The sequence below is a fragment of the Hymenobacter sp. APR13 genome (genome assembly GCF_000737515.1).
Taxonomy (GTDB): Bacteria; Bacteroidota; Bacteroidia; order Cytophagales; family Hymenobacteraceae; genus Hymenobacter.
The window spans coordinates 4,825,579-4,836,837 of sequence record NZ_CP006587.1 but is presented as its reverse complement, the minus strand read 5'-3'; the positions used below and the strand labels follow the sequence as shown (position 1 = coordinate 4,836,837).

11 protein-coding genes are annotated in these 11,259 nt (G+C 63.4%); 2 read left to right on the top strand and 9 right to left on the bottom strand.

From position 1 onward, the window contains the following. Window positions 1-54 precede the first annotated feature (54 nt). The 8 genes from N008_RS20380 to N008_RS23425 form a co-directional block, all read right to left on the bottom strand. Window positions 55-717 (bottom strand): hypothetical protein, encoded by a 663-nt coding sequence (locus tag N008_RS20380; RefSeq protein WP_052381806.1) that lies wholly within the window; start codon window positions 715-717, stop codon window positions 55-57. A 16-nt stretch (window positions 718-733) separates the two neighbouring features. After that, window positions 734-2,452, bottom strand: a complete 1,719-nt coding sequence (locus tag N008_RS20375) for an RCC1 domain-containing protein (RefSeq protein WP_044018079.1) — start codon at window positions 2,450-2,452, stop codon at window positions 734-736. 491 nt (window positions 2,453-2,943) lie between these two features. After that, window positions 2,944-4,062 carry a Fic family protein gene (locus N008_RS20365; protein WP_044018077.1) on the bottom strand — a complete coding sequence of 373 codons (1,119 nt, stop codon included), beginning with the start codon at window positions 4,060-4,062 and terminating at the stop codon, window positions 2,944-2,946. Window positions 4,063-4,117: 55 nt separating this feature from the next. Next, window positions 4,118-4,732, bottom strand: coding sequence for a recombinase family protein (locus N008_RS20360; RefSeq protein WP_052381805.1), 615 nt, complete (start codon window positions 4,730-4,732; stop codon window positions 4,118-4,120). A gap of 153 nt (window positions 4,733-4,885) precedes the next feature. Next, entirely contained in the window at window positions 4,886-5,461 is a 576-nt protein-coding gene (locus N008_RS23430) for a hypothetical protein (RefSeq protein ID WP_156109449.1), read from the bottom strand. Window positions 5,462-5,525: 64 nt separating this feature from the next. Next, a complete protein-coding gene (locus N008_RS20350; protein ID WP_052381804.1) occupies window positions 5,526-7,064 on the bottom strand; it encodes an IS1182 family transposase in 1,539 nt (512 codons plus the stop codon). A gap of 579 nt (window positions 7,065-7,643) precedes the next feature. Continuing rightward, window positions 7,644-7,850, bottom strand: coding sequence for a hypothetical protein (locus N008_RS20345; protein WP_044018075.1), 207 nt, complete (start codon window positions 7,848-7,850; stop codon window positions 7,644-7,646). Window positions 7,851-7,963: 113 nt separating this feature from the next. After that, the gene (locus N008_RS23425; protein ID WP_156109448.1) at window positions 7,964-8,149 is read right to left on the bottom strand and encodes an IS3 family transposase; all 186 of its coding nucleotides are present in this window, start codon (window positions 8,147-8,149) and stop codon (window positions 7,964-7,966) included. A 528-nt stretch (window positions 8,150-8,677) separates the two neighbouring features. Between N008_RS23425 and N008_RS20335 the strand changes: the two genes are divergently transcribed. Both N008_RS20335 and N008_RS20330 read left to right on the top strand, forming a co-directional pair. After that, window positions 8,678-9,793: a sensor histidine kinase gene (locus N008_RS20335; protein WP_044018073.1), complete on the top strand. Its 1,116-nt coding sequence runs from the start codon at window positions 8,678-8,680 to the stop codon at window positions 9,791-9,793. Between the two features lie 127 nt (window positions 9,794-9,920). After that, entirely contained in the window at window positions 9,921-10,715 is a 795-nt protein-coding gene (locus N008_RS20330; protein WP_231569756.1) for a LytR/AlgR family response regulator transcription factor, read from the top strand. Here the strand turns inward: N008_RS20330 and N008_RS23420 are convergent. Next, window positions 10,693-10,926, bottom strand: a complete 234-nt coding sequence (locus N008_RS23420; RefSeq protein ID WP_156109447.1) for a hypothetical protein — start codon at window positions 10,924-10,926, stop codon at window positions 10,693-10,695. The two genes, N008_RS20330 and N008_RS23420, sit on opposite strands and share 23 nt — an antisense overlap. Between the last annotated feature and the right edge of the window lie 333 nt (window positions 10,927-11,259).

Sequence of the window (11,259 nt, the reverse complement as noted above, 5' to 3'; positions counted from 1 at the left end):
AGTAACAGAAGCACCTGTTTCACGAGCGGCAGCCAGACGTCGCCAGACGAGGACTTACTCGACCAGAAGGCGGGCCGTTCGAGCTGGCTGGCCGGGCACGGTGGCTTGCAGCAAATACAGACCGGGCGTCAGGCCTGCCAGCGACAAGCGCGCGCCGCCGCCGGTGCGCACCAGCCGGCCTTGGGCATCGAGCAGGCGCAGCAGGGTATTGGGTCCCAGCCCGGGGAGGGCAACCATGTCGCGGGCCGGGTTGGGGACCAGAACCAACGAGCCGGCAGCTCCGCGGGCCCCACGCGCCGACAGCGGACCGGAACCACTTGTGACCACCACGGGCACGGAGGTGCTGTAGGGCTGGCCATTGCCGAGCTGGCCCTGCTCATTATCGCCCCACACCCAGAGCGTGCCGTTGGTGCGGATGCCCACGGTGTGGGTCGTACCGGTGCTAACCTGCTGCCAGCTCGTGGCCGTGCCGATTTGCACGGGGGCATAGCGGCTGTCGGAGGTCCCGTCGCCGAGCTGGTTGCCGGAGTTGGCACCCCAGCCCCAGAGGGTGCCGTCGGTGCGCAGGGCCAGCGTGTGAAGTGCAGCGGCAGTCACGCTGCGCCACCCGGCGGCCGGGCCTACCTGTATTGGCGTCGGGCGGGAAGTGGTGTTGCCATCGCCCACCTGGCCGAAAGAGCTGTCACCCCAGCCCCATAGCGTGCCGTCGGTGCGCACAGCAGAACCGTGCCGCTCACCGAAAACAACTTCCTGCCAGGTTGTAGCCGTACCAAGCTGCACCGGCGCAAGCTGGTCGGTGGTCGTGCCGTCGCCGAGCCAGCCACCGAAGTTCCTTGCCCCACACCCAGAGCGTGCCGTCGGTGCGCACGCCCGCCGCGCGCCCGCCGTCCATGGCTATCCATCGCCAGTTCGTGTCGGTGCCGATCTGAGTCGGGATGGGACGATACGAGCCGGACAATGTGCCAAAGCCAGTAACGCCCGAGCCCCAGGCCCAGAGCGTGCCGTCGGTACGCACCGCAAGCGTCCAGGAGTTGGCCGTAACCACGCGCTGCCAGTTCGTGGCCGTGCCAATTTGCACTGGAGCCAGGCGGGTGGTGGTGGTGCCGTCGCCGAGCTGGCTGCCGGCGTTGTCGCCCCAGGCCCACAGCGTGCCGTCGGCACGCACCGCGAGGGTATGGTTGAAGCCGGCCGCCACGCTGCGCCAGTCCGTGGCCGTGCCAATCTGGATCGGCACATTGCGCGCGGTGGTGGTGCCGTCGCCGAGCTGGCCGAACGCATTTTCACCCCAGGCCCACAGCGTGCCGTTGGTGCGCACCGCCACCGTGTGGGTGTTGCCCACGGCTGCCTGCTGCCAGTTCGTGTCCGTGCCGAGCTGTTCGGGCTGCCGCACCCGGGCCGTGGCCAGAGTCAGGCTGCCCACCTGGCCGCTGCCGTTGCTGCCCCAGGCCCAAAGCGACTCGTCGGTACGGGTAGCGACGGTGTGGGTGCTGCCCCCGGCAATCTCCCGCCAGGTGGCCAGGGTGCCCACCTGCACCGGCGTCAGCCGGTTGCTCGTGGTGCCGTCGCCGAGCTGGCCGTTGGCGTTATCGCCCCAGGCCCACAGGGTGCCGTCGGTACGCACCGCAAGTGTGTGGTTGGTACCGGCGGCCACGCGTTGCCAGTTCGTAGCCGTACCAATTTGAGTAGGGGTATTCTGGTTGGTGGGGGTACCGTCGCCGAGCTGACCCCGGAAATTGCTGCCCCAGGCCCAGAGCGTACCGTCGGTGCGCACGGCCACGGTATGAAAGCCCCCTACTGCGACGCTTTGCCAGTTTGTAGCCGTGCCCACCTGGACCGGGGTATTCCGGGAAGTCTGGGTGCCGGAGCCGAGCTGGCCCTGGAAGTTGTCACCCCAGGCCCACAGGGTGCCGTCGGTGCGCAGGCCCACCGAGAAAAAGGCGCCTGCGGCCACATTGCTCCACGTGGTGGCCGTTCCAATTTGCTGAGGCAATGCCCGGTCGGTGACCGTGCCGTCGCCAAGCTGGCCCCGGGAGTTCTCTCCCCAGGCCCAGAGCGTACCGTCGGAGCGCACAGCTACCGTATGCCTGACCCCAACGGCCACCCGCCGCCAGGTATCTGTGCCGACTCGGGTCGGCGTAAGGCGGTTGTTACCGGGGCCGTGGCCGAGCTCGCCGGCCGAGTTGTACCCCCAGGTCCAGAGTGTGCCATCCGTCCGGATAGCCGCCGTGTGGCCGGTTTGGCTGGCTGCTACCCGCTCCCAGGTGTTGGCCGTGCCGATTTGCACCGGAATCGGTTGGTTCACGCGGGTGCCATCACCGAGCTGGCCCACGAAGTTGCTGCCAGAGGCCCACAGCGTGCCGTCGGGGCGAATGGAAACTGAATACTCTCCCCCGGCCGCCAAACGCTGGCCGTGGGCCGTGCCCAGGTTTATGCCCAGCAGGCAGATCCACATCAGGAGTTGGTGGAGAAGACCGGGGGAACCGGCCTGGGATAAGGAGGTAAAACGTACCATGAGCAGGATAAAAAAGAACGTAGATATAACGTTAATGTGCACTGCAATATAAGGCCCGGGTGTTTACGCGGGCTCAGCTGGTTGTTTCGGCCTCAATAAAGGAAGAACTTGCGCAATACCCCGTCCCTATGGCCACGGTGGGGTACCTTCATTCGGTCGGTATTGACTGGGACGGCAAGGGTCTGCTGATCAAGATGGAGGGCGACTCTATCTTGGACCTGTATCAAGCCAAGAGTCTGTCAGGTTTGTGTCTGCAATAAGGCTCGTTTCACCAAACGGACTTTCTGGATAAGTGATTTCGCAATGCCGTGAACCCATTGCTTTACCGCGAAATGTGTATTTAGAAGCCAGGGAGCGCGGTTTAAGGCTCGGTGTATCGGTGCTGTGAGCCCCTCGTGAGCCCTTTCGCGCTTGCCCCGTCGGCAGGTGACTTATCGGGCATCGGGTTCGGGCGCCAAGCGGTAGCTGGTGCTGCGCCCACCGGCGCCTTCGTGCACCAGCACGCCCTGGGCCACCAGGTCGGCGATGTCGCGGCCGGCCGTGTCTTGGGAGCAGTGGGCCATGCGCGCCCATTTGGCCGTGGTGAACTTGCCCTCGAAGCCGTCGAGCAGCCGCGTGAGCAGCTGCCGTTGCCGGGCCGTGAACGCCGCGTCCCGGTGCTGCTCCCAGAAGCGGGCCTTGGCCAGCACTTGCCCCAGCGTTTGCTCGGCGGCTTGCAGGGCCCGGCCCAGGCAGCCTAAGAACCAGTCCAGCCAGGGCGTCACGTCCAAGGGCCCGCGCTGGCTGGTTTCGAGCAGGTCGTAATACGCTTGGCGCTCGGCCTGGATTTGCGCCGACATGCTGTAGCAGCGCTGGCCCGTGCCGTCGGCGCGGGCCAGCTGCAAATCGGCGATGGCCCGCGCGATGCGGCCGTTGCCGTCGTCGAAGGGGTGAATCGTCACAAACCAGAAATGGGCCAGCCCTGCTTTGAGTACGGGGTCCAGGCCCTGGTCGGCGTTGAACCAGGCCAGGAACTGCTGCATCTGCGCGTCGAGCTCTGCGGCGGCGGGCGCGTCGTAATGCACCCGTTCGCGGCCCAGCGGCCCGGACACGACCTGCATGGGCCCGGTGCGCCACGCGCCCACCTGCAGCGGGTACAGCCCGCTGTAGCCTGTGGGAAACAAGGCCGCGTGCCAGCCGAACAGGCGGTTCGCGGTCAGCGGCGCGGCGGCCTGCTGGGTGGCGTCGAGCAGCATGGCCACCACGCCCTCCACCCGCCGGTCGGCGGGGGGCAGCGCGGCCTGTTCGAGCCCCAGGCGCCAGGCGATGGAGGAACGCACCGAGGCCGGGGGCAGCAGTTCGCCCTCGATTTCGCTCGACTTGAGCACGTCGAGCGTGAGCGTACGCAGCGTGGCTTCGGCCCGTAGGCCCACACCCAAGGCCTCGAGCCGCCCCAGCAGCCGCCCCTGCTGGTGACGTACGGTGCCTAGCAGCGCCTCCAGGACCGCCGGGTCCCACGTAAAGGCCGGCCAGTCCGGACGTTGATGAATATAAGGCGCTATTCTCCGCATAATCTGCGGTGAATATACCCACTATTCTCCGCATGTCCCTGTCCCTGCGCCTTGTTCACGCGGCGTCGGTGGTCACGGGACTGGGCAAGGGCTGGGCGTGCAGGGCCACGCCGCGGTGGTGCAAGTACTTATAGAAGGTGGCCTTGCAGATGCGCAGGCTGCGGGCCATGTCGTCGATGCTTAGCTCCCGGGCTTTGTAGAGCAGTTCGGCCGCGCGGGCCGTGCGCTGGGCTTCTACCGAAAGGCCCGGCTTGCGCCCGCCGACTCGACCCCGGGCACGGGCCGCAGCCAGCCCGGCAAGGGTGCGCTCGCGAATCAGCTCGCGCTCAAACTCGGCGAGCGAGGCAAACAGGTTGAGTACGAGCCGGCCTTGGGCTGACGACGTGTTAATGGCGTCGGTCAGGGAAATCAAGCCGATGTCGCGGCGCTGCAGGTCCGCGACCAGGTCGAGCAGGTGCTTAAGCGAGCGACCCAGCCGGTCGAGCTTGTAGATGTAGACCGTATCGCCCGGGCGCACTTGCAGCAAGAGCTTATCGAGTTCGACCCGGGCGGCCAAGGCGCCGGAGGCTTTTTCCTGGTAGATAAGCTCGCAGCCGGCCTGGGTCAGGGCGTCGAGCTGCAATTCTAAATTCTGGTCGCGGGTGGAGACGCGGGCGTAGCCAATCTTCATACAGGGGAGTTTACGAAACTTATCAGCTAACGCAGTTTCGTAAACTTTGATTGGCAGACGAGTTTCTTAAACTCGGCATAGGCATCAAATGGCCGTTCCAAGCTTTGGTGCAACTTGCAGGGCGGTTAGTTTAGCGGTTCAGTTTAAGGTGCGTTATTCCTCCTCGTCTGGCTCATTCACTTGTTCCAGTACCTGAAGCACGCGCACTCCTTTGGCAGGGTCCAAGGCCACTTCCACCTCCACGAAGATGTCTGAATCCGGCACGCCCAAGCGCGTGTAAAACACAAATTCCCCGCGCTGGCGGCGCAGATAGGCCGTGCGAGAGAGAGCTAATTCGGGCAGGGGGACAAAGCCTTGAATCACCGGGTGGTTCCGAAAGAGGGCTTTAGAGAGCGTGGCGTTGGCATACGGCTGGCCGGCTCGGGTAATGACCAGCTGGCTGTGGTAATTGTGCGCGAAGAGCCGCTCGGGCGAGGTATCGCCCTCGACGGGGCTGAGCAACACCGCACTGTCGTTCAAACAGGTGGTAACCACACGCACGCGGTAGCGGTCAGGGCCGGGCAAGAGGGTATCGCGTTGGTCTATCTCGGGGTCAACAGGCCAGTAGGTGGTGGATGGACTGGGCGCAGGCGGTAGTGCTCCGGCCGGTGCTTCCGACGCTGCAGGGTCCGGCGACGCGCAGCGGGCGCACCCCAGCACCACCAGTAAAAACAGGACGGCTTGTTTCATGTCGCAAGAAACTGACTCTTTTTTACCGTTCAGCGAAAGGGTCGTGGCTGTTGCAGAACTCGGTTTAAGCGATTCCGTTTCTGCTTCGCGGCTGGGCGATTACCAGGGTCTGCGCTCCGGTGCTCCGACTTAGCCGCACAGCGCGCTTAGTAGCCGCTCGTCGTGGCTGAGGCAGGGCTACGGCTAGGCTCAGTTGCTGCTGGGGTCGATGTTTAAGCAGCTTTTTGAGGTTGTAGGCCACGGCCGTAACCAGCATGGTTTTGTGGGCCCCTGCCAGGCCGCGCACGTTCATTCGCCGCAGGCCGTAGTGGGGTAGCAGGTTGCCGAAGACAGGCTCGACGGTGCCCTGGCGCACGCGCCGCATGCGCTGGCCGCGTGGAGTTTGCTGCCGCTGCCACGCCCGGCGGTAGGCCGCATCATAGATCGTGCGGTTGATTTGCTTGCGCTTAGCCCGCGGGGCGCAGAGGGGCTTGCGCAGGCACTGCTGGCAGTCGCGGCATACAGCCCAGTAGATTTTGTGCCAGGCCCCGTCCTGATTTGTGTCGTATTTCTGAAACGGCAGCGTCTTGCCTTCGGCGCAAGTAAAAGCGTCGGTTGTCGGGTCGTAGGTAAAGCCCTCGAGGGCCGGCTTGTACTGGCCGAAGACGGGGATCCAGGCGGTGATGTGGTCGGCTTCGAGCCGGGCATAATTCGGTCCGTTCGCGTAGCCAGCATCGGCCAGCAAGTCGTGCAGAGGTAGCTCGTTGGCGCGCAAGCGCTGCTGCAGGCCCGTGAGCAGGCGCGGCAAGTGCAGGCTGTCGCGCTGGTCAGCCAAGTCGGCTTGCACGTGGCTGATGACGCCATAGGCGGTGTCGACGGCAAGGCTGCAGAGGTAGTTTAAGGCCCGGGCCTTGCCGGGTTTGACGGAGATGCGCGCATCGGGGTCGGTGGGCGAGTAGTGCGTCTTGTTGCTCAGCAGGCGCGCCTGTTCGTGCCGCGCGCCCAGCGCCCCAGTCTGCGCGCCCTGCCGCCGGCGCTGGCCTGTGGCCAGCTGGCGCAGCTGATGCGCCGGAGCCGACAGCACCGAGCCCGCGGCGGGCGTCTGCTCGCGGCCGCCCAGGTGGGGGCCGCTCGGCCCGGCGGCCTGTTTCTCCAAGACGGCTTCGAGCGACGCATTCGCCTTAACAGGAGCCGAGTCGACAGCCTGGGTGTCACCGGCGACCAATCCCCGGGCCACGCACTGGGCAAAGACGTGGTCAAACAGACGCTCAAACACCGCGGCTGGAAACAGCTGGCGGGTCCGGCTGATGGTCGAGTGCCAGGGCAGCTCTTCGTCCACCTCGTAGCCTAAAAACAAGAGAATATCGAGCCGCAGGGCGCAATGCTCGACCAGGCGGCGGTCGCTGACCAGGTTTTCCAACCGACCTACGAGCACGAGCTTGAAGAACACGACCGGGTCGAGCGAGGGCTGGCCCGTGTGGCTGTAGACCGCCCGGGTCTCTTCGTAGAGAAATGACCAGTCGATCAGCTCGGCCAGGCGCCGGTACAGATTGTGGGGTCGCACCCGCTCACTGAGCCGAAAGCGAACAACCTCTTTGTCGAGAAACAGCTTTTTGCCTTGCATCTTCTCTCTACGAATCGAGTTCTGCAACAGCCACGACCGTGGCCGTTGCAGAACGCCCTAATTGGTTTCGAAACAAGGTAGGCAAGCAATGATGCGCGGGTAAAAGACCCGTTTGCGCCTTTTTGCAGCACTGGCAGGCTTATCGAGCCTTCACTTGGCGCGGCCGACTTGGGTTCTGCAACAGCCACGGTCCTACTACCTGTCCGACCTCGTGAAGGCGTAGCTCCGCTTGGGCGACGTGACAGGGGCGACCCGCACCGCGCAGCTCATTGACCGGCCCGAGGAACAAGGGCCCGCGTTACTGCTCATAGCCGACGCCATGCCGCACTAGTCATTGACTCATCACTGACCAGTCAGTGATGAGTCAATGACTAGTGCGGCAGTAGTTAAAGAGGCGTTAGCGTGGTTTCTGACTAGTCACGACCTCAATGGAAAACACCGGCGTTTTTTTGGCATAAAGCAAGCAGCCCAACAGGTTAGCAAGTCGGAGCAGACCATCCGGCGACCAGTCAAGCAGCATGTTAAGACTGGTCATGTCCAGGTCGATCAGCCCCCCAAGGGCAACACGTATCTATCTCCTTAGCGCGGATTATCTGGGTTGCTCTTTTGTTTTTTGAACACAGCAGCAGAGGCTATGAGCAAGGCCGCGCCCCCAATGCACAGCGGCGACCCCAACCTCGCCAAGGGGTCGTTGCTGCCAGAATAGTAGCCCATCATAAGGGCTCCGGACAAGGCCATGAGTATGCTCAAGGTAGCAAAGAAGAAGAAGAGGGACGGGGTTTTCATGGGGATTCGCAGTTGATGGTATCGTGGAAGAAAAAAGGTGCCGAGGCCGTGGGTTACTTCTGGCAAATCGGGCAGTTGAATTGGGATGGTCCAGTAAAAAAATGGACAGTAAGCTAAGGTAGGTTGGATTTCAATTCCTGTTCAAATTGATGAGGCGAGCGGTAGCCGAGGGCGGAGTGGCGGCGGTCGAGGTTGAAGCACGTATCGAGGCAATGGGCTACTTCCAGGCGGGCTACTTCGAGCGAGGCGAAAACGGAGCCGAGCCAGCAGGGGCAGCAGAGAAGGAGCAGGTGTTTCAATTCAAAAATGGTTTTAAAGAACAGCGATAAAGCACCAAGCGGAACCTAAGCCGGCAAGGAAGCGGCTCCCTGCTTGGCCCCACAAAGCTGCCACTCGTCCGGAGGCCGCGCCGCACACTTTTACACGAGTGCGGCAAAACACCCGTTGGCCGCCGTCGCAGCCACGCTGATGTGGGGTTCGCGAGCAAACAGCCGCCGCCAATCGGCACAAGTTGGGGACTGTACCATCTGCGCTGCCAGCTACCACAGCCGTAGCACCGTATCGGGTTGCCTACCTTCGGGTGCGAGGCTAGTTACACGGGTGCGGCGAAACGGGCACCGGGCGAGGCGGCAGCAGGGCGCCGGCGGGGCTCAGCACCAGGGCGGTGGTTTTGCTGCTGCCACGCCGGACCACGTTTTTCCGCGCTCATGGAAAAACGTGGTCCGGGGCCAGGGCTATTGGACTAGTTTTGACTGCTTACTTTGGGGCTGCGCCTTTTTCAGGGGCAGTATTCGCAGCGTCCTGCTCATCGGCTTTCCTCCTTTTTTATGCAACACTATTTCCGCGCCAAGCCCTATTACTGGTTTTTTCAACTGCTGGGCTGGGAGGCGTTCTGGGGTACGCAGGTGCATGTGGCCTTCATGCTGAAAAAGTACCAGCCAGGTACGCTGAATTGGCTCAACATGACGGTCTTGTTTGGGCTGCTGCTCACCCATGGCTACCGGGCGCTGCTGCTGCGCTTCGGGGTGCTGCGCCTGCCGCTGGTTTGGCAGGCGGTGGTGGCGATGCTGGGCCTGCTGGGCCTCTCACTGAGTATGCAACTGCTGCTGCCTGCTGCTTTCACGCTGCTGGCCGGCAAATGGCAGTGGCCTTACACGAGCGGCGTAGCAGGCTTCGTGTTTGGGGTGATAGACATCGGGCGCTACCTGATTGTGTGGGTGCTGGCCTACCATTTTTTCGTAGCGGGCGAGTGGCTGGCGCAGGCCCAGGCCCAGGAGCTGCACGCTGCTGCCGCACGCCGCCAGGCCGAGTTGGATTTGCTGCGGTCTCAAATCAACCCCCACTTTCTGTTCAATGCCCTGAACTCGGTGCGCGCCCTGACCCTGAGTGACCCCCACCGCGCCCGCACCGCCGTCACGCAGCTCGCCGATTTGCTGCGCTACACCCTGAACTATGAGCAGCGCCAACTCATCCCGCTGGGCGAGGAGCTGGCCGCCGTGCAGGACTACCTGGCCCTGGAGCAAACCCGCTTCGGCCCCGAACGCCTGCGCCTCGACCTGCAAGTGCCGGAGGCCCTGTTGGCCTGGCCCGTGCCGCCTGCCGCCCTGCTTACGCTCATCGAAAACGCCGTTAAGCACGGCATCAGCGCCACGCCGGGCGGCGGCTTGCTGCGCCTCTTGGCGCAGGCCGCGCCCGCCGAGCCGAACAACAACGCCCCCGCCACCGAGTGCCTGCACCTGGAAGTCAGTCAGCCCGGCCACCTGCCTGACCCAGCGGCCGTGCTGCCTGCCCGCCTGTCCGGCCAAACCGGCGGCCTGGGGTTGATGAATACCCGTCAGCGCCTGCTGGCCCTCTATGGTGACGGCGCCCGCCTCACGCTACGGGAGCAGCCGGTGGGCACGGTGGTGGCCCGGCTGGACGTGCCGGCAGCGGTGCTGGGTTAAAACTCATAGCTATAATAGTGAGGTAGTTGAAGTCGCCCTGCGCGTGCTGCCCCTCCTCTTCTCTGTGGTCGGGGGCGGGGCAGCACGCGCAGGGCGACGATCAAGACCGCTAAAATTTTATACTCCCATGTCCACCTCTTCTCCCCTCATCCGCGCCCTTCTCGTCGAAGACGAATACCTGGCTCGTCAGGAAATGCGCTACTTGCTCAAAGAAGCCCACCCCGACGTGGCCATCATCGGCGAGGCGGCCGATGCCGACACCGCGCGTCGCCTCATCCGGGAGCTACGGCCCGACTTGCTGCTGCTCGATATTTCCCTGCCCGGCGAAACCGGCTTTGAGTTGCTGGAAAGTCTTGACGAGGTGCCACACGTGGTGTTCGTAACCGCCTATGACCAGTATGCCACCCGTGCCTTTCAGGTGTCGGCCCTGGACTACGTGCTCAAGCCCGTGCACCCGGAGCGGCTGGCCCAGGCCCTGCGCCGGGTGCGGCAGACCCTGCTGCCGCCCGTTTTGCCGCCTGCCGCTGCTGTTCATCCGATAGAAGACAATACTGCCGCTGGCGCGCCCGCGCCACCCGCGCCGCCGCTCACGCCCCAGAGTCAGGTGTTCATCAAAGATGGCGAAGCCTGCCATTTTGTGCGGCTGGCCGATATTGATATGTTCGAAGCCGTAGGCAACTACGTGCGGGTGTACTTCGGGTCGCAGTCGCCGCTACACCACAAGTCGTTGCAGCAGCTGGAAGACAAGCTTCCGCCCAATCTGTTTTTCCGCGTCAACCGCCAGCAAATCCTCAACCTGACCATCATTGAGCGAGTCCATGCCTACTACAAAGGCGGCCTGCTGCTGGAAGTGCGCGGCGGCCGGCGCATCGATGTCTCAACCCGGCAGGCCGTACGATTTAAGGAGCTGCTGAGCTTGTAAGGCCGGCAGTTTTGAGCAGTGGCACTTGTTTAGGAAAACGGTGGTGGTGGTTGCAGAACCCCATAGGCATCAGCAAAACAGCGGCAGTTCGTTGCTCACCGCGCCCAAGAAAGCCCGTTTGGGCGTTTTTTTCAGTGAGGATGGCTCGTTGAAAATGCGCCTGCACGACAAGAACGGGGTTCTGCAACAGCCACGGTGGTAAGAGGAACATGATGGGTTCAGCTATTATTGGTTAGTGGGCTCGCTGTAATGCATCGTAAGCAAAGGCGATACAGGAATCATCGTTCCTCTTTCTTCCCCCACACCATGATTCTTTTCGCGTTACCCCTCTTCGAAGACAAGCGTCCCCGTTCGCGGCAGTACCACCGGCGGGCGAACCGTCTGGCCGTGGTTCTCTTCTCTGTCACCCTGCTAGTGGGCTTCGCCATTAAGTACGGGGCCTAGCCAACACGCAGGGCGTTTGAATAGCCGTTCAGAAGTAGGAGCGGTTGCAAAGCCCATCTCCTCTCGCCTACGTCTCCACCCGTGAGGGCGGAAAGCGGGA

Coding starts and splice junctions, on each gene's coding strand:
- N008_RS20375 (WP_044018079.1), bottom strand. CDS start 2,452: ATGTGGATCTGCCTGCTGGGCATAAACCTGGGCACGGCCCACGGCCAG.
- N008_RS20335 (WP_044018073.1), top strand. CDS start 8,678: ATGCAACACTATTTCCGCGCCAAGCCCTATTACTGGTTTTTTCAACTG.
- N008_RS23430 (WP_156109449.1), bottom strand. CDS start 5,461: ATGAAACAAGCCGTCCTGTTTTTACTGGTGGTGCTGGGGTGCGCCCGC.
- N008_RS23420 (WP_156109447.1), bottom strand. CDS start 10,926: ATGTTCCTCTTACCACCGTGGCTGTTGCAGAACCCCGTTCTTGTCGTG.
- N008_RS20360 (WP_052381805.1), bottom strand. CDS start 4,732: ATGAAGATTGGCTACGCCCGCGTCTCCACCCGCGACCAGAATTTAGAA.
- N008_RS20350 (WP_052381804.1), bottom strand. CDS start 7,064: ATGCAAGGCAAAAAGCTGTTTCTCGACAAAGAGGTTGTTCGCTTTCGG.
- N008_RS20365 (WP_044018077.1), bottom strand. CDS start 4,062: ATGCGGAGAATAGCGCCTTATATTCATCAACGTCCGGACTGGCCGGCC.
- N008_RS20330 (WP_231569756.1), top strand. CDS start 9,921: ATGTCCACCTCTTCTCCCCTCATCCGCGCCCTTCTCGTCGAAGACGAA.
- N008_RS20345 (WP_044018075.1), bottom strand. CDS start 7,850: ATGAAAACCCCGTCCCTCTTCTTCTTCTTTGCTACCTTGAGCATACTC.